Source organism: Cupriavidus phytohabitans (genome assembly GCF_017815025.1).
Classification (GTDB): domain Bacteria; phylum Pseudomonadota; class Gammaproteobacteria; order Burkholderiales; family Burkholderiaceae; genus Cupriavidus.
In genome coordinates, this window is sequence record NZ_JAGIQB010000026.1 from 22,313 (window position 1) to 38,818 (window position 16,506).

The 16,506-nt window shown below is 62.9% G+C and carries 16 protein-coding genes and 1 pseudogene; 6 read left to right on the forward strand and 11 right to left on the reverse strand.

What is annotated here, in order from left to right; translation table 11 throughout:
• The first annotated feature begins 1 nt into the window (after nucleotide 1).
• The 3 genes from J8I34_RS18660 (at nucleotide 2) to J8I34_RS18670 (ending at nucleotide 1,304) form a co-directional block, all read left to right on the forward strand.
• Nucleotides 2–433: a DUF6691 family protein gene (locus J8I34_RS18660; protein WP_029047155.1), complete on the forward strand. Its 432-nt coding sequence runs from the start codon at nucleotides 2–4 to the stop codon at nucleotides 431–433.
• 227 nt (nucleotides 434–660) lie between these two features.
• Nucleotides 661–858: a YgaP family membrane protein gene (locus J8I34_RS18665; RefSeq protein ID WP_209806671.1), complete on the forward strand. Its 198-nt coding sequence runs from the start codon at nucleotides 661–663 to the stop codon at nucleotides 856–858.
• Nucleotides 859–956: 98 nt separating this feature from the next.
• Entirely contained in the window at nucleotides 957–1,304 is a 348-nt protein-coding gene (locus J8I34_RS18670) for a carboxymuconolactone decarboxylase family protein (RefSeq protein ID WP_029047157.1), read from the forward strand.
• A 567-nt stretch (nucleotides 1,305–1,871) separates the two neighbouring features.
• On the opposite strand, the gene J8I34_RS18675 is transcribed toward J8I34_RS18670, so the two are convergent.
• The 9 genes from J8I34_RS18675 to fisR all read right to left on the reverse strand — a co-directional run bounded on the left by J8I34_RS18675 (nucleotide 1,872) and on the right by fisR (nucleotide 9,369).
• Nucleotides 1,872–2,399 (reverse strand): hypothetical protein, encoded by a 528-nt coding sequence (locus J8I34_RS18675; protein ID WP_209774986.1) that lies wholly within the window; start codon nucleotides 2,397–2,399, stop codon nucleotides 1,872–1,874.
• Nucleotides 2,400–2,482: 83 nt separating this feature from the next.
• The gene (locus J8I34_RS18680) at nucleotides 2,483–3,343 is read right to left on the reverse strand and encodes a sulfurtransferase (RefSeq protein WP_209806672.1); all 861 of its coding nucleotides are present in this window, start codon (nucleotides 3,341–3,343) and stop codon (nucleotides 2,483–2,485) included.
• A 361-nt stretch (nucleotides 3,344–3,704) separates the two neighbouring features.
• Entirely contained in the window at nucleotides 3,705–4,526 is an 822-nt protein-coding gene (locus J8I34_RS18685) for a sulfite exporter TauE/SafE family protein (protein WP_029047160.1), read from the reverse strand.
• A 26-nt stretch (nucleotides 4,527–4,552) separates the two neighbouring features.
• Entirely contained in the window at nucleotides 4,553–4,831 is a 279-nt protein-coding gene (locus J8I34_RS18690; protein WP_051320468.1) for a cyd operon YbgE family protein, read from the reverse strand.
• On the reverse strand, nucleotides 4,828–4,944 hold the full coding sequence (gene cydX, locus J8I34_RS18695) for a cytochrome bd-I oxidase subunit CydX (RefSeq protein ID WP_029047162.1): 117 nt from the start codon (nucleotides 4,942–4,944) through the stop codon (nucleotides 4,828–4,830). The genes J8I34_RS18690 and cydX overlap by 4 nt, the downstream gene beginning before the upstream one ends.
• Nucleotides 4,945–4,962: 18 nt before the next feature.
• The gene (gene cydB, locus J8I34_RS18700; RefSeq protein ID WP_209806673.1) at nucleotides 4,963–6,099 is read right to left on the reverse strand and encodes a cytochrome d ubiquinol oxidase subunit II; all 1,137 of its coding nucleotides are present in this window, start codon (nucleotides 6,097–6,099) and stop codon (nucleotides 4,963–4,965) included.
• 10 nt (nucleotides 6,100–6,109) lie between these two features.
• Nucleotides 6,110–7,678: a cytochrome ubiquinol oxidase subunit I gene (locus J8I34_RS18705; protein WP_209806674.1), complete on the reverse strand. Its 1,569-nt coding sequence runs from the start codon at nucleotides 7,676–7,678 to the stop codon at nucleotides 6,110–6,112.
• Nucleotides 7,675–7,869, reverse strand: coding sequence for a cytochrome oxidase putative small subunit CydP (gene cydP, locus J8I34_RS18710; protein WP_209806675.1), 195 nt, complete (start codon nucleotides 7,867–7,869; stop codon nucleotides 7,675–7,677). Before cydP ends, J8I34_RS18705 begins: the two co-directional genes overlap by 4 nt.
• A gap of 192 nt (nucleotides 7,870–8,061) precedes the next feature.
• Complete coding sequence (fisR, locus tag J8I34_RS18715; RefSeq protein ID WP_209806676.1) at nucleotides 8,062–9,369, reverse strand: sigma 54-dependent transcription regulator FisR; 1,308 nt, start codon at nucleotides 9,367–9,369, stop codon at nucleotides 8,062–8,064.
• 253 nt (nucleotides 9,370–9,622) lie between these two features.
• Here fisR and J8I34_RS18720 point away from each other — a divergent pair, with 253 nt between their 5' ends.
• Nucleotides 9,623–10,489 carry an MBL fold metallo-hydrolase gene (locus J8I34_RS18720; protein ID WP_245176004.1) on the forward strand — a complete coding sequence of 289 codons (867 nt, stop codon included), beginning with the start codon at nucleotides 9,623–9,625 and terminating at the stop codon, nucleotides 10,487–10,489.
• A gap of 29 nt (nucleotides 10,490–10,518) precedes the next feature.
• On the forward strand, nucleotides 10,519–12,195 hold the full coding sequence (locus J8I34_RS18725) for a bifunctional protein tyrosine phosphatase family protein/NAD(P)/FAD-dependent oxidoreductase (protein WP_209806677.1): 1,677 nt from the start codon (nucleotides 10,519–10,521) through the stop codon (nucleotides 12,193–12,195).
• A 135-nt stretch (nucleotides 12,196–12,330) separates the two neighbouring features.
• On the opposite strand, the pseudogene J8I34_RS34775 reads toward J8I34_RS18725, so the two are convergent.
• A pseudogene (locus tag J8I34_RS34775) lies at nucleotides 12,331–12,484 on the reverse strand (Tol-Pal system beta propeller repeat protein TolB); the annotation flags it as partial.
• A gap of 239 nt (nucleotides 12,485–12,723) precedes the next feature.
• Here J8I34_RS34775 and J8I34_RS18730 point away from each other — a divergent pair.
• Nucleotides 12,724–15,483: a UPF0182 family membrane protein gene (locus J8I34_RS18730; RefSeq protein ID WP_209806678.1), complete on the forward strand. Its 2,760-nt coding sequence runs from the start codon at nucleotides 12,724–12,726 to the stop codon at nucleotides 15,481–15,483.
• 189 nt (nucleotides 15,484–15,672) lie between these two features.
• On the opposite strand, the gene J8I34_RS34780 is transcribed toward J8I34_RS18730, so the two are convergent.
• Nucleotides 15,673–16,452: an MBL fold metallo-hydrolase gene (locus tag J8I34_RS34780; protein ID WP_245176005.1), complete on the reverse strand. Its 780-nt coding sequence runs from the start codon at nucleotides 16,450–16,452 to the stop codon at nucleotides 15,673–15,675.
• Nucleotides 16,453–16,506: the final 54 nt, after the last annotated feature.

Here is a 16,506-nt window from a genome sequence, read left to right on the forward strand (position 1 = left end):
TATGACCGCCATTACTGCACTGCTTGCAGGCCTGCTCTTCGGCGTTGGCCTGATGGTCTCCGGCATGGCCAATCCGGCCAAGGTACTGGGATTTCTCGACCTGGCTGGAACTTGGGACCCGTCGCTGGCGTTTGTGATGGTCGGCGCCATCGCTGTCGGCACCCTTGCGTTCATTGTTGCGAGACGGCGCAAGCGCTCATTCCTGGGGCTGCCTGTGCAACTACCGGCCAGCACGACCGTGACGCTTCGGCTGGTACTGGGTAGCGCCGCGTTCGGCATCGGCTGGGGGCTGGCCGGCTTCTGCCCGGGTCCCGCGCTGGTGGCCCTGGGTGCTGGCTATCCCAAGGCAGTTGGCTTTGTCGCCGCCATGATGGCAGGCATGCTCGCCTTCGAAGTCCTCGAGCGGGCGAAATCGAGCCTGCAGCGCGCCTAAGCAGCAGCTGAATGCACTACCGCTGGGAAACGTTGAACCGATGGAAAATATCATTGCCAGCAGCGCGCTGCTCGGCGCTGAAGTTGGCCTCATCCTGGAATTGCGCTGAATCATGACCGAACATCCAGATAGACGTCAGAGTGTAAGAGTACGCCGAGGGGAGTGTTGGATGGCCAACCCCAACTGCGCTCGGTTCGCACAATTTCTTCCTTACCAAGGAGCCCGCCATGCAAGCAAATGTTGGAACCATTGACCGAGTCCTCCGCATTGTGATTGGACTGGTCTTGATTAGCCTGGCCGCGACAGGCCGCGTTGGTGCCTGGGGCTGGATTGGCATTCTCCCACTGCTGACAGGTATCGTGCGTGTCTGCCCTGCCTACAGCATTCTGGGCGTGAAGACATGCGCGCATCGAGGTCTGACGTGAAGTAACTTCAATTCGACCGGCCTGGCAGCCTCGGGGCTGCACAGCCACCTCGAACACCTGTCACGCGCCCTGCGCAATTCCCAGAAGAAGGGGTTTTCATGAGTGGTATGCCAGAATTCAAGACCGTGATCAAAGATGTGTCGGCGCAAATGCGCCGCCTGCGCGAGACCCAGCCCGAGTTAATGACAGCATTCAGCCAACTGGCAGCGGCTGGCACCAAAGAGGGAGCGTTGAGCAAGAAGACACGCGAGCTGATTGCGCTGGGTATCGCGGTTGCCTGCCGCTGCGATGACTGCATCGGGTTTCATATCCAGGCGCTCGTCAAGCTGGGCACCACTAGGGCTGAATTGGAGGAGGTGCTCGGAACCGCCGTGTATATGGGCGGCGGGCCTTCGATGATGTATGCCACACACGCGCTCGCGGCCTTTGACGAATTCTCTTCCTAACGCAGCTAGGGCGCTTTCCGAGCTTGATGCGCTGGGGGGGGCCAGCGAACATACCCTGCTCTGCTCAAGGATCCCATCGAGCGTGAGCACTTGTAACCCAATGGCAGCGACGACGATGGCAGTGAACAGTGAACAGAGGCGACGCGGGCACCAGATCCCGAAAGCGCGCCGCCAAAGATGGCTGAAACTCCCCGATGCCCCCTCCATACGGCCGACTTCCATCAAGACGAATGCGAAACCGACCAGCGCTCCAGCTCGCGCAGCATGCCCCTAGTCCTGCACCAAGCACTTTCCACGTATCGAGTTAGGTAATCCAGTTCGAGAGCGAGTGACCGGATTCAAGAAGAGGACCAAGGTATTCGTTGCCTCGCGTGACACCGGGCGCGAACTTCCCTCCCAGCCACGCTGCCAGACGGACCATGAACCCGGATGCACCGAGTCCGTGGCCAGTCAGCAGGAAAGCCAAGAGCAACACCATCCCTAGCGCAACACCGCCAAGAAGGGAGGGCCAGAACGACCGTACCTGCCAGGACGCTGCTTTGTCCTTGGTTGCCAATCCTGAGGAGGCTACCGTGGCATCTGCCTCCACATTTGATGGTTCAGCATCATCTGTTCCATCATCATGTGGTGGAGGTCCATATATTGGTCTGACATGTACTGCCGCTCTCTCAGTTGCTCAGGCGTGAGCTTTGAGTAGTAGCCCCCCATGTTTTGCCACCCCATCATAGGCCCGCCCATCATGCCCCCACCGTGCATTCCCGGGCCACCCATACCCCGCCTACCCGGGCCCCCCATCATTCCCGGTCCCCCTAGCCCACGCATCATGCCCATCGTGCTCTGCATAGTCACCCCGTGGGCTTCAAGCAGCTTCTGCCGTTCCTTTGGATCCTGGGTCTGCCGAATCTTGTCCATTTCTTCTTGCAGCTTCTTGATGTTCTCCTGGACCTGTGCCGCCTGCTTGTCGAACTCGGAAATGTTAACTTTCTCTTGTGTGGTTTGACTGCCCTTGCTCGCAGGCTTTGCTTGCTGCGCTACCGCTGGGTCGGTAGAAAGTGCGAACGCCGACAGAACGGTAATGAGAATTTCCTTTTTCATCGTTACTCTCCTCCTATGAATTACTGAAAGAAGACATGCACAGCGAGCTGCGGAGCTTAGCGCTGGGATTCTGGGTGACCGCCCTAGTAGGGCAGGCCCTCTTCAATGGGCAAGGATGGGTCCCTGGACCACTCGTTCCAGGAGCCAAGATAAAGCCGCACGTCTTCGATGCCAGCCTCCTCCAGCGCGACAAAGGTATTGGAAGCACGCGCTCCTTTGAAGCAGAAGACCACAACGGGTGTGTCACGGCGAATTCCGACAGTGGCGCACTCAGCAAGAATTTCCGCTGGTGATTTGAACATTTGCCCAGCCTGCGTCGGTTTCATCATGCGATACCACTCGAGCCAGACTGATCCGGGAATGCGGCCCTTTCGTGGACAGAAGTCCTTGCCATAAGGAGATGAACTCTCCCCAATCCACTCATCGACATCTCGTACGTCGAGTTTTACTGTGTGCGGGTCTGCGACCGCTTTCTTCATCTCGGTCACGTCGACGAGGATGCTGCTTCCAGCCGTTCCGGAAGGGAATGTGACAGGTACCGGCGTAGGCACTTCCGTTGCGCTTGGTAACGCCGCCGCTCGCCATGCGCTGTAGCCACCGTGGAGCACCTTGATTCTGTCCCGAGGATAGCCAAGATAGCGAAGCAGGACGTAACCCCGACAGGACTGCCCGAACCCTGATGTCATGGACTGCTCATAAATGACGGCAGTTTCCTTCCCGGACAGGCCAGCCTTTGCAAACGCCTCAGTGAATGTTTCGCGCAAGGCGGCCAAGCCCTGCGGCGTGGTGCTTGCCAGGTAAGTAAATATCTCGTGGATATTGACCGCCCCGGGCAAGTGGGCTTCCGTGTAGCTTGCCGCATCCCTCGTATCGACCAGGACCACGGGCTCGGCCTTCATGATGGCCGCCAATTCCTCAGGTGTAATGAGAACTCTCGAGTACATGACAAGCCCCTCATACAGTTGCCTCGCACATTCGTTTGCAAACACGACCATGCTTAGTTGGGTAAGGCGCTTTCAGCTGAGGGCCCCTACACGAATGCCAATGCAGGAGCCGATAGGCTGAACATCCGTGAGTGGAATCTAGGTGAGAAGGGGGAGGCCACCTTGATGACCATCAAAGAAACCCTAAGGAGAATGCCGTTAGTGCCCTTGCCGGTCGTCGCCGTACCTGAGCACCTACAATTTGAATTGTGCTGTTCTGCGCCCTCGCGGATCAGCCCTGATTGCCCTTCGAATACACGGCGGAACGCAAGCGCAGCGCGCATCATTCGGCTTGCCTGCCCACGCAGCTTGTTTGTTCGCATCAGCCTGCCATCGCCACCTTCGCCACCATGCCGATAGCGATCAGGCCTGCGACCACGGCAAAACCTTGCTGCAGCCTTGCGCCGCTCAGCCGGCTCGCGAGCAGTCGGCCACCCAGCATCGCCAGCATGGCACCGGCGGCGAACGGCACGCCGACCTGCCAGTCCATGCGTCCGGCAATGGCAGTCGTGATGACGCCCGAAGCCGACACCAGCGTGATGACCGCCAGAGATGTCGCGACAATGGTATGCAGCGGCGCATTGGTGGCCTTCTTCAAGGCGGGAACGATGACAAAGCCGCCACCAACGCCGAGCAGCCCCGAAAGAAAGCCGGCGCCTGCGCCCGACAGCGCGAGGGCACGCGTGCACAAGGCAGTCCAGACAAAGCGTCCCGTCTGGTTGTCGAGCCGGCAAGGCTGCGCGGATTGGGCGGCTTCGGCTGCCTGTAGCGCCCTGCTCCCGGCTGCCTGCCTGAACATCCGCCATGCCACGAACGCCAGCACAGCGGCAAAGAGCAGCGTCAGCGGGCCGTTGGGCAAGCGATGAGCAAACCACAGGCCAACGGGCGAGAACAACGTGCCCGACACCGCCATCAGCAGCGCGGCGCGGTAGCGTACGACGCCGGCACGCAGGCCAAGCATTGCGCCGACGGCCGCCGACAGGCCTACCGCGAGCAAGGCGACCGGTGCCGCCTCCGCCACGCTCAGGTGCAGGACAAAAAGCAACAGCGGTACGGCAAGAATGGCGCCGCCCGCGCCCGTGAGCGCGAGAATGAGGCCGACAACGGCACCCAGTGCCGCGCTGGTGGCAACAATGTTTTCCATCTGGTCATTCACTCAAGATCCGGCGGCTACGCGAATCGCACCGCGAGGCAAGCGGCCAGCGCCATCGCGCTCGCCCAGCCTGAGAGCAGCCGACGTGCCACGGCATGCACCGGAACAAAGCCGACACCGCGAACCAGTGCCGCGCTCATCGCCCAGCACAGCAAGGCCGCGGCAAGATGCGTGCGGCCAGGATTGGCCGCGATCAGAAAGCGGGGATCAACACTGACGACAAGCATGACGACGACCCCCGCCATCAAGGCCGGCCAGTGCATGCCGGGCTGTTGCAGCTTCGCCGGCCGACTCATATGTCTTCCTCCCGGCTGGCGCGGCGCGCCTCCTCGTTTTCGCCCCACATGGCGTTCATCACGGCAAGCAGGACGGCAAACCCCACGCCAAGAACCCAGCTGAAGTACCACATTCGCAGACTCCTTTGATATCAGTAAGCGCTGTGCTCGTTGGCCTTGACGTATTCGACCGTCACCTTGCCGCGCATGACGCGGTAAGCCCATGATGTGTAGCCGATCACGAGGGGCATAAACACGACGGTCGCGCACAGCATGATCGTCAGCGTCAGCTGGCTGGAAACGCTGTCCCAGACCGTCAGGCTGTGGGCCGGCATGCTGCTCGATGGCATGACGAACGGAAACATGCTCGCGCCCGCCGTGCCGATCACGCCTGTCATGCTCAGGCTCGTCGCAACGAATGCGGCAAGGGTGCGCCCCAGCCGCTGAAGCCAGACTCCGGCCAGCGCGCCCGCCACGGCGAGCACGGGCAGCATCCACAGCGCGGGCACGCGTGCGTAGTTGGCCAGCCAGGCGCCGGCCTCGCGCACCACCGCCTTGGCAGTCGGATCCGCGACGGCGGCCGGTTCGATCGCCGAGGCGATCCTGTACCCGTCCAGCTTGCCGACCCACAGTCCCGCGGCAACGAAGGCCACGCTCATGGCCAGCGCTGCCCAACCGGTGGCGCGGACCGCGCGCTGCTGCAGCGGCCCCTGCGTGCGGTGCGCAAGATACGCGGCGCCATGCATGGTGATCATGGCGCTGCTGACCACGCCGGCAAGCACGGCAAAGGGATTGAGCAGTGCCCAGAAACTGCCCGTGTAGGTCGACACCATGTAGGCGTCGAAATGGTATGGCACGCCCTGCAGCAGGTTCCCAAACGCCACGCCGAAGATCAGCGGCGGCACGGCCCCTCCGATGAACAGGCCCCAGTCCCAGGTGCGGCGCCAGCGCGGGTCGTGGATCTTGCTCCGGTAGTCGAAGCCGACCGGGCGGAAGAACAAGGCCCAGAGCACGGCGAGCATGGCCCAGTAGAAGCCGCTGAACGCAGTGGCATAGACCAGCGGCCAGGCCGCGAAGATGGCTCCGCCACCGGTGATGAACCATACCTGGTTGCCATCCCAGTGCGGGCCGACCGTGTTGATGACGACGCGTCGCTCTTCGTCGCTGCGGCCGATGAAGGGCAACAGCGTGCCGACGCCCATGTCGTGCCCGTCCATGATGGCAAAGCCGACAAGCAGCACCCCCACCAGAAGCCACCAGACCAGCTTCAGGGTCGTGTAGTCAAACATGCGAATCTCCTTATGCGTGGGCGTGGGCGTGGACTGGCTCGTTCTGGTAGCGTCCGGTACCGAGGCTGCCGGGCCCCTGCCGCGCGAACTTGACCATCAGGTAGACCTCGACGATCAGCAGGACGGTGTAGAAGCCGACGAAACCGGCCAGTGACCCATACAGACTGGTGACGCTCAACGTGGAAACGCTGAGATGCGTGGGCAGGACGCCGTAGATAGTCCACGGCTGGCGGCCGTACTCGGCGACGAACCAGCCCAGCTCGCAGGCCAGCCATGGCGCGGGCAGCATCCAGATTGCCCAGCGCAGCAGCCAGGGGCGCGAGCGGAATCGTCCCTTCAGCGTGGTCCAGAACGACAGGGCAAACAGTGCCAGCATCGCGAAACCCAGGCCGACCATGGCACGGAACGCCCAGAACATCGGTGTGACGCGCGGAATGGTGTCGCGCACCGCGCGATCGATCATGTCCGGCGTGGCCTGGCGCACGTCCGTCGTATAGCGCTTGAGCAGGAGGCCGAAGCCAAGGTCGGCCTGGTGCTGCTTCAGTGTCGCCAGCGCGTGCGCATCGTCACGATGGCTGCGCAGCGTCTCGAGCGCGGTGACCGCCTGGACGCCATTGAGGATCCGCTCGCGGTTGCGCGCCTGGATCTCGTGGATGCCTGGAATCTCCCGGGAGACCGACCGGGTGCCGATCAGGCCCATGACCCAGGGAATCCGCACCGCCCAGTCGTTGCGCTGCGCGCTCTCGTTGATGCCGGCCACGAGGTTGAACGCTGCCGGCGCGGGCTCCGTCTCCCACATTGCCTCGATCGCCGCCATCTTGGTCTGCTGCGCCTCGCCGACCGTGTAGCCGCTTTCGTCGCCGAGCACGATGACCGAGCAGACACTGGCGAGCCCGAAGGCCGCCGCCACGCGGAAGCTGCGCTTGGCGAACTCCACGTCGCGCCCGCGCAGCAGGTACCAGGCCGACACCGACAGAACGAACATCGCCCCGGTGACATAGCCGGCCGAGACCGTATGCACGAACTTGGCCTGCGCATCGGGATTAAAGACGATGGCCCAGAAGTCGGTCATCTCCATGCGCATTGTCTGCCAGTTGAACTCGGCGCCGACCGGGTTCTGCATCCACCCATTGGCGATCAGGATCCACAGCGCCGACAAGTTGGTGCCAAGCGCCATCAGGGCGGTCACGACCAGGTGCTGCACGCGCGAAAGGCGGTCCCAGCCGAAGAAGAACAGGCCGATGAACGTGGACTCGAGAAAGAATGCCATCAGCCCTTCGATGGCCAGCGGCGCGCCAAAGATGTCGCCCACGTAGTGCGAGTAGTACGCCCAGTTCGTGCCGAACTGGAATTCGAGCGTGATGCCGGTAGTCACGCCCAGCGCGAAGTTGATGCCGAACAGCTTGCCCCAGAAGCGGGTCATGTCCTTCCAGACCACATTGCCAGTCATGACATAGACCGTCTCCATGATGACCAGCAGCCAGACCATGCCCAGGGTAAGCGGGACAAATAAGAAGTGATAGAGAGCGGTGGCGGCGAACTGCAGCCGGGAAAGGTCCACCAGTTGTTCCGGGATCACGGACGGGCTCCTTGCAGGCGAAGGTTGCCGGACACCGTGGGTGCGGCGCGCAGGTGCGCGGAGGCAGAGGCGGCGTCGACCGGTACGCGCTGTCCGGCGATGAAGGCCAGCCAGAGCCCCAACAGCAGTAACAGCTTGATTGCCAGGACCCAGCCCAGGTGACGCAGCAGGTTTTGATCGGAAGCGTTCATGACGACACATGAACAAGTTCCGTGCCAACCCGATGCGTTGATAAAAAAGGCTGACAAAACAATGGCTTGCCCCGTCCAGCGGACGCAGGCGTTCGACTGCCTCGACTGTCAGGCAGGTGTCACCGCTGCCATCGGTGGCACTGAATGGCAGTGATCTGGCAGGAAAACGGCCGTGCGACCGCCTCGGGCGGATCAGCCGATGCCCAGATCCCGTAGCCGGCGGTAGAGCGTGCGCTCGCTCATGCCAAGGGCGCGGGCAAGTTCGCGACGTGTGCCCCGGAACTGGCGGACCTGCGCGCGCAGCGCCTCGTCGTCAGTCTCCCGGTCGCCTGCCATGCGGTGTGCGACCGGGGCCATGCCCGCTTCCCCCAGTCCTGGCGGGAGATCCTTGGCACGGATGACGCCGTCATCGGCGTACAGGCGGGCGCGATCGAGCACATTGCGCAGTTCGCGGATATTGCCCGGCCAGTGATATGCGCGCATCCGAGCCAGCGCCTCCGCACTCAGGTGGAGCTGGTCCCTGACCCCGCCCCCGCGCTGCAGGATCGACTCCGCCAGCAGCGGAATGTCGTCGGGCCGCTCGCGCAGCGCCGGCAGGTGGATCGGGAAGGCGGCAATGCGGAAATACAGGTCCTGCCGGAACAGCCCCTGGCTGACCATCTGCTCCAGCGGCTTGTGCGTGGCCGCGACCAGCCGGAAGTCTGCCCGCCGCGTTTCCACGCTCCCCACGCGGCGATAGGTGCCGGATTCGATCAGCCGCAGCAGCTTGACTTGCATCGACAGTGGCACATCGCCCATCTCGTCGAGGAACAGCGTGCCGCCATCGGCGGTTTCGACCAGGCCCGGCTTGCGCGTGATCGCCCCCGTGAATGCGCCCTTCTCGTAACCGAAGAGCTCGCTCTCGAACAGGGACTCGGTAAGGCCCGAACAGTCCACCACGACGAACGGCCCGCTGGCGCGGCTGCTGGCCTCGTGCACCGCACGCGCGAACATTTCCTTGCCGGTGCCGGATTCGCCGAGCAGCAGGACCGGCAGCGAAGAAGGCGCCACGCGCTGCACCGCCTCCAGTGCGGCGTTGAACGCCGCTGAGCGGCCGACCAGCCCCTCCGCACTCGGACGGGCCGATGCGCTGCGCACCGTGCTCAGCCGCTCGACATAGGCAACGACCTGCTGGTCCTCGTCAAGGATCGGGCGCAGTTCGACGTTCACATGCTCCGGACCGCGCGGCGTGTGGTGGATGTGCAGGACGCGGTCCGGGCCCCGCGTCTCGAACGCCTTGCGCATCGGGCAATGCTCGCCGGCCTGGTCGCATGGTACGTCATAGCCATGCGAAATCCGGTAGCAGTACTGACCGAGGTAGGGGCGCTCGACGGCACCGAACTGCCGGCGGTAGGCAGTGTTGGCGGCCAGGATGCGGTAGTCCGTATCGAGGATGATCATCGGCTGGCTTTCCTGTTCCAGGTAGGAAAGGAGAGCCTGGAGCGTGGCTTGGCGATCCATGGGGCGTGGGGGCTTGGGCGGGGCGGCATCGGGGGGCCGCGCCATTCTGCCAAATCCCGCCATCACTGCCAAGTGGCAGCGCCACGCTTCGCCAGACGGCAGGCGTAGCTTCCCGATGCGAGCAGGAATGATAAAAAAATCAATAACTTATAAATCAAATCAGCCTTGGCACGAGTTTTGAATAGTGAGCAGCAATCCTCTACTGAACTCGAATTGACCACTCATGACACCGACCAAGCCAAGCCCATCGCACATGGAGATTGAAGCCTTCTTCGATCCCGACACCTCGACGCTCAGCTACCTCGTACTGGACCGCGCGAGCCGGCAATGCGCATTGATCGACAGCGTGCTCGACTACGATCCGAAATCCGGACGCACGCACACGACCAGCGCGGATCGCTTGGTCGAGCGCGTACAGTCGCTCGGCGCGACCGTGCAGTGGATCCTGGAGACCCATGTGCATGCGGACCACCTGTCGGCCGCGCCCTACCTCAAGCGCAGGCTCGGCGGCCAGACCGCCATCGGCAGCCATATCACCACCGTGCAGCAGGTATTCGGCAAGTTGTTCAACAGTGGCGCCGACTTCGCGCGCGACGGGCATCAGTTCGACCGTCTGCTTCTGGATGGCGACACCTTCAGCATTGGGGGACTGCAGGCACGCGCCATGCACACGCCGGGGCACACGCCGGCCTGCATGACCTATGTGGTCAGCGACGGCAACGATACCGCCGCGTTCGTCGGCGACACCTTGTTCATGCCGGATTACGGCACCGCCCGTTGCGACTTCCCAGGCGGCGACGCGCGCACCCTCTACCGCTCCATCAACAAGGTGCTGAGCCTGCCACAGGACACCCGCCTGTACATGTGCCACGACTACCAGCCAGGCGGCCGGGAGCTGCAATACATGACCACGGTCGCGGACGAGCGCGAGCGCAACATCCATGTGCGCAACGGCATCAGCGAAGAGGAATTCGTCGCCATGCGCCAGGCGCGCGACGCCACGCTGTCGATGCCGACGCTGATCCTGCCTTCGGTCCAGGTGAACATGCGTGCGGGTGAACTGCCGCCGCCCGAGGACAACGGCATGCGCTACCTGAAAATTCCCCTCAACGCGCTCTGAGCCACCCGCCCCAAAGGAACAGACAGACCATGCAACCCCGCGCCCTCACCAACGATCTTTCGGTCAGCCAGCAAATTGTTCCCGACGATGTGCACACCCTGGCCGCCATCGGCTTTCGCTCGCTGATCTGCAACCGCCCGGATGGCGAAGGCCCTGACCAGCCAGGCTTCCAGGAAATCGAGCGCAAGGCTTTCGCACTCGGCCTGCAGGTACATTACCTGCCGGTGGAATCGGGCAAGGTCAGCGACGAACAGGCGCAGGCGTTCGGCCAGCTGCTTGACAGCCTGCCGAAGCCGGTACTGGCCTACTGCCGCACCGGCATGCGCTCGGCCACGCTGTGGGCGCTGTCGCAGTCCGCGCGCAGGCCGCTGCCGGACATCATCGAGCGGGCGGCGGCCGCCGGCTACGACCTCAAGGGCGTCGTCCGGCGCATCGCCAACGGCGGCCGTACACCCGTGGATGTTGCCGATGCCAGCCACGCGGTCGTCATCATTGGCGGGGGCGCCGCGGGAATCGCCGTGGCGTCGAGCTTGCTGGCACGCAAGCCGGGACTGGACATCGCCATCGTCGACCCGGCCGACATCCACTACTACCAGCCCGGCTGGACGCTGGTGGGCGGCGGCGTTTTCGAGCCGGCCCATACCGCGCGCACCATGGCTTCGGTGCTGCCGCGCGGCGTGGCGTGGATCAAGGCGGCCGTGGCAGCCTTCGAGCCCGAGCGCGATGCGGTCATTCTCGACGGGTGCCGCGTGGTGAAGTACGAACAACTGGTGGTGTGCCCGGGGCTCAAGCTGGATTGGGACGCAATCGAAGGGCTGCCCGAAACGCTGGGCCGCAACGGCGTGACCTCCAACTACCGCTACGACCTCGCACCGTACACCTGGAACCTCGTGCGCGAGCTGACCCGCAAGGGCGGCGGCAAGGCGCTCTTCACGCAGCCGCCCATGCCGATCAAGTGCGCGGGAGCGCCGCAGAAGGCCATGTACCTGTCTGCCGATGCCTGGCGCCGCGCCGGCATGCTCGATCGCGTCGACATCGACTTCTGCAATGCGGGCAACGTGCTGTTCGGCGTGGCGGACTACGTGCCGGCGCTGATGCAGTACGTCGACCGCTATGCTATTGCCCTGAACTTCGGCGAGACGCTGGTGAAAGTGGACGGCGCCGCGCGCCGGGCGACGTTCCGACGGGCCGCCGCTGGCGGCGAGCCGGAACTGGTCGAGCGCGAGTTCGACATGCTCCATGCCGTGCCGCCCCAGAAGGCCCCCGATTTCATCCGCGTCAGCCCGCTGGCCGATGCCGCCGGCTGGGTCGAAGTCGATCCCGCAACGCTGCGCCACAAGCGCTTTGACAATGTCTTCGGGTTGGGCGATGCCGGCAACATGCCCAATGCCAAGACGGCCGCCGCGGCGCGCAAGCAGGCGCCGGTCGTCGCGCACAACGTGCTGGCCACCCGCGGCGAGGCCACGGGAGAAGCCCGCTACGACGGTTACGGCTCCTGCCCCCTGACAGTGGAACGCGGCAAGATCGTCCTGGCCGAGTTCACCTACGGCGGCAAGGTCGCCCCCAGCTTTCCGGTCTGGTTCATCGATGGCACGCGGCCTTCGCGGCTGGCGTGGTGGCTCAAGGAGCGGATTCTGCCGCCGCTCTACTGGCAGGGCATGCTGAAGGGGCGCGAATGGCTCGCGACACCCGAGTTGCAGGGATGACACAGACGGAGCTACCCGAATCTGTTGTACAAGGCTGCTGTAACCTCCCGGCGCTGCTTCCTGAAATGGCATGTCCGATCCGATCCCAACGCCCTCGCCCCCCGACCGTGCCGGCAAGACTTCTGTAACTGCATGAAAGGCTCCCCAGGGCGTCAAGCGAACATCGCCGAACTTGAGGGATCAGAACCTGCCGGGTACGCCCGTCAGTGGGATCCGCCGCCAGCACTGCGCGCTCGTCCGCGGGTGTGGCGTAGAGAATGCTCTTGCCGTTGGCCGCGAAGCTTGGAGCCCTCGTCAGGAAGCCGCCGATGTGCTGGGGCACGCCTCGCTGGCGACGACAGCGCCGTCAGAGCTTGCATGGTGGCCATGGAGCCTCGCTGGTCGCCGCGACTGTCCTAACTGGCTGGTGCCCGGCGCCAGTCTTCTCTCCGGTCTAGAATTGCTGATGAGACATCATCACACACCTGTCCGGTCGGACATGATGATGGGTAGTCAACAGGTGGCCCAACATAGCAGCCAGGGGGAGCGATGCGGTCGGCAGAGAGATCCGGCATGCGCCTTGGACGCTATGCAATCGCGGCTGTAGTAGCCCTCGTCGGCCTGATCATCTTCGGGCTCCTGGCAGACATTCTGGTCGAATGGCTGTGGTTTTCCTCGATCGGCTACGCCAGCGTTTTCCGGGTCGTCCTTTCCGCTCAGGTGCTGGTGTTTATTGCCGTGTTTGCGATCTCGGCGAGCACCATATGGTTGGCAGGGTGGCTGGCGCATCAGTATGCGGGCAGCCCTCGCGTCCTGGCATCGCACGGCTTTCCTTCCGGAAGGCCGCAATTCATTGGCGAGCCCGGCGACCTCATGGCGCGCATTCCCTGGGGTGCCAGCATTGCCGGCGCCGCTGTGATCCTCGGACTGGTCATCGCCGGGAGCGGAATCCAGCAGTGGGACATGGCGCTTCGCTTCCTGCATCAAGTGCCCTTCGGCGAGCGGGACCCGATCTTCGGCAAGGACATCGGCTTCTATCTCTTCTCGTTGCCCGTCTATATTGCGCTGAAGAACTGGCTGCAACTACTGCTGCTCTGCAGCACGGCCATTTCAGGTGTGATCTATGGGGTGCGCGGCGACATCGCGCTCGCGCCGCCGGCCCCGCGGCTCTCTCCCGCCGCTGCGGTTCATGGCTCTGTACTCCTTTGCCTGTTCTTCGTGCTGAAGGCCTGGTCCTACTGGCTCGATCGCTATCTGCTGCTTTACGGCGATAACGGCGTCGTGATTGGCGCCAGCTATACCGACATACACGTCGAGCTGCCGGTCCTGTGGCTGCTTATAGGCCTTGCCATTGCCGCAGCCTTCGGATCGTTGGCCAATGTACGCCTGCGCGACTATCGAGTCGCCGCCGTCGCGGCCCTCCTGGTGTTTGGCGGCTCATTTCTGCTTGCCCTGATCTACCCGGCGCTGTTCCAGCGCTTCTATGTCAAGCCAAGCGAGCTGGAACTGGAAGCCCCTTATATCGCCCACAATATCGCACTGACCCGGAGGGCCTACGGCCTTGACCAGGTCACGATCAAGCCGTTCCCGGTCGAGCAGGGGCTGAATCTCGCCTCGATCCAGTCCAATCGCGCCACCATCGATAATGTCCGCCTGTGGGATGTGGGGCCGTTGCTGGATACCTATGCACAGTTGCAGGAGATCAGGACCTACTACAAATTCCTCTCGCTGGACATCGACCGCTACCGGCTTGATAACGGCTACCGACAGGTGATGCTGTCTGCCCGTGAGCTGGAGCAAGCGAAGCTTCCGGCGAATGCCAGAACCTGGGTGAACCAGCACCTGCTGTTCACCCACGGCAGCGGCATCGTGATGTCGCCGGTCAACGAGAAATCGACGGAAGGCCTGCCTTCCCTCTATCTGCGCGATATTCCACCGGTCGCCAGTGGCGGCCCGGTCATCCAGGAACCGCGCATCTACTTCGGTGAAGGGCGTCACGAGTACGTCGTCGTGAATGGCAGTGTGCCGGAGTTCGACTACCCGACTGGAAAAAACAATACCTACACGGTCTACAAGGGGCACGACGGCATTGCCATCGGCGGCATTGCGCAGCGCACCCTCTTCGCCTGGCAGTTGGGCGATCCCAACATCCTGCTTACCGGATACGTCACGGACAAGAGCCGGATCCTGATCCACCGCAACGTCCAGGACCGGGTACACACAATCGCCCCATTTCTGAGCCTGGACCAGGATCCATATATCGTCGCGAGCGGCGGGCGACTTTACTGGATGCAGGATGCCTATACCACCAGCCGCTGGTTCCCCTACGCCCAGCCAGGCTTCGGCGCCGATTCCAACTACATCCGCAATGCGGTCAAGGTGGTGATCGATGCGTATGACGGCACCGTCGATCTCTATGCCAGTGATCCAGCCGACCCGATCCTGCGAACGTACCAGCGCATCTTCCCCGGTTTGTTCAAGCCTCTGGCAGCCATGCCGCCGGACCTGCAGCAGCATATCCGCTATCCCGAGGACCTGTTCCGGATCCAGGCAAAGCTCTACGGCGCCTACCATATGGACGCGCCCGAAGTCTTCTACAACCGCGAGGATCTTTGGCAGTTCCCGCGCGCGTTGGCCGGCATCGAGAGCGGGAACACCCCCGGCGCGCCAATGTCGCTCATGGCGCCGTACTACATGATCATGCGGCTCCCCGGCGAACCTCACGCCGAGTTCATCCTGATGCTGCCGATGGTGCCCAGTCAACGCGACAATATGATTGCCTGGCTGGCGGCACGTTGTGATCCTCCTGAGTATGGCAAGCTTGTCGTCTATGCCTTCCCCAAGGAGAAACTGGTCTACGGTCCCTTCCAGATCGAGGCGCGCATCCAGCAGAATACCGAGATCTCGCAACAGATCTCGCTGTGGAACCAAATGGGTTCCCGCGTCATCCGCGGCCACCTCCTGGTGGTGCCGATCGGGAACTCTATCCTGTATTTGTCTCCGCTCTACCTGCGCGCGTCGTCCGGCCAGTTACCCGAACTGAAACGGGTAATCGGTGCCTATGGTGACCGTGTGGTGATGGAGAATACGTTGGACGAAACCATCGCTGCGCTCTTCAAGGAGGCCGGCCCCGTGGCGTCACCTGCCGGGGGTTCGGCGGACGCGCGGGCCCGGGACGCTCTCGCACACTATGGCCGCGCCATCGAGCGCCTGAAGGCAGGAGACTGGAGCGGCTTCGGCTCGGAACTCGATGCACTCAAACCGCTGCTCGAAGAGCTTGGTGCCGGCAGCCCCGAGGGTCGAAGGTGACTTTCTTCTGGCAGGCCGAAGTTTCTTCGCGGCCCATCAAGCGCCGTTCGCACTGGCATGACCCGGTCATTCGGGAGTCGCCCCTACAACGAACCAATCTGCCTTCCGCAACGTGCATGAGGAACATGCGTTGATCGAATGGGGGCACCTGGTGGATTATCGTGCACACAGGAGCGGGGGGCATGCCGCCTATTGCTTCATGAGAGCGCCATGATTGGGGTGTCGCTGATCGCCCACCATGGCATCGGCGCCGTGATCGGAAAGCTGTGCGTCGAACCAATTGTGCAGGGCAGCTACGAGTGTCTTGTCTTCCGAACGGTAGGTCAGTTCCGCTCCTGCAGGAACTTCTTTGTACTCTATTTCGATTTGCCCTGGCTTGGCTGCCTTGAGCTCGGACAGCCCAGGCATAGCTGGGCCATGGATATGTGTGGGGCCAGAGAAATCGCCCTGCGAGAACTGCCGCTGGATAGTGCGTAAATGCTCTCGCACGAGCGCAACTTGTTCCGTATCCGAGGGAACGTTGACGATAACGCGCTGAATACCGCCGTCTTTCGTTTTGGTGAAGATGTGCGCTGTTCCCTTAAGGGTGAATGGCATGACGTCAGCCCCCAGTCTGGCGACTTCTGCCTGACGCTGGACATCCGCGGCCCTGACCGCACCGGCGAACGCGAGGGTGGTTAGAAAGGCTATTGTAAGAAAGGGCTTGCGGTGTGCCATGATTATCCTCCTCTCGCGCCATGTCACGATCTTAACGACTTCGACGATGCCTGCCTTATGCTCTACGCGCAGCCCATGCTCACGTATGAATGCGATGACCTTATCCGCGCTTGCCGTCGATGTCCGACCTGGCTTTGGGTCATAGTCCAGCACCGAGTCGATTATGGTGCACTCGGAGCGCCCCTGTTGATAGATCGCGTAGGTCACGGTCCAGGTGGCCGGGTCGAAGAACGGCTGAATGGTCGGTTGCATAAATTGGAGCGCATCAGTACCCACCCGCCACGATGACAACCTCGGCGTCCGGCG

Excerpts from the sequence above, each read along its gene's own strand:
- J8I34_RS18675 (WP_209774986.1), bottom strand. The coding sequence starts at position 2,399 with ATGAAAAAGGAAATTCTCATTACCGTTCTGTCGGCGTTCGCACTTTCT.
- J8I34_RS18665 (WP_209806671.1), top strand. The coding sequence starts at position 661 with ATGCAAGCAAATGTTGGAACCATTGACCGAGTCCTCCGCATTGTGATT.
- J8I34_RS18685 (WP_029047160.1), bottom strand. The coding sequence starts at position 4,526 with ATGGAAAACATTGTTGCCACCAGCGCGGCACTGGGTGCCGTTGTCGGC.
- J8I34_RS18730 (WP_209806678.1), top strand. The coding sequence starts at position 12,724 with ATGCGGTCGGCAGAGAGATCCGGCATGCGCCTTGGACGCTATGCAATC.
- J8I34_RS18720 (WP_245176004.1), top strand. The coding sequence starts at position 9,623 with ATGGAGATTGAAGCCTTCTTCGATCCCGACACCTCGACGCTCAGCTAC.
- J8I34_RS18660 (WP_029047155.1), top strand. The coding sequence starts at position 2 with ATGACCGCCATTACTGCACTGCTTGCAGGCCTGCTCTTCGGCGTTGGC.
- cydX (WP_029047162.1), bottom strand. The coding sequence starts at position 4,944 with ATGTGGTACTTCAGCTGGGTTCTTGGCGTGGGGTTTGCCGTCCTGCTT.
- J8I34_RS18690 (WP_051320468.1), bottom strand. The coding sequence starts at position 4,831 with ATGAGTCGGCCGGCGAAGCTGCAACAGCCCGGCATGCACTGGCCGGCC.
- fisR (WP_209806676.1), bottom strand. The coding sequence starts at position 9,369 with ATGGATCGCCAAGCCACGCTCCAGGCTCTCCTTTCCTACCTGGAACAG.
- J8I34_RS34780 (WP_245176005.1), bottom strand. The coding sequence starts at position 16,452 with ATGCAACCGACCATTCAGCCGTTCTTCGACCCGGCCACCTGGACCGTG.
- cydP (WP_209806675.1), bottom strand. The coding sequence starts at position 7,869 with ATGAACGCTTCCGATCAAAACCTGCTGCGTCACCTGGGCTGGGTCCTG.
- J8I34_RS18670 (WP_029047157.1), top strand. The coding sequence starts at position 957 with ATGAGTGGTATGCCAGAATTCAAGACCGTGATCAAAGATGTGTCGGCG.
- J8I34_RS18725 (WP_209806677.1), top strand. The coding sequence starts at position 10,519 with ATGCAACCCCGCGCCCTCACCAACGATCTTTCGGTCAGCCAGCAAATT.
- cydB (WP_209806673.1), bottom strand. The coding sequence starts at position 6,099 with ATGTTTGACTACACGACCCTGAAGCTGGTCTGGTGGCTTCTGGTGGGG.
- J8I34_RS18680 (WP_209806672.1), bottom strand. The coding sequence starts at position 3,343 with ATGTACTCGAGAGTTCTCATTACACCTGAGGAATTGGCGGCCATCATG.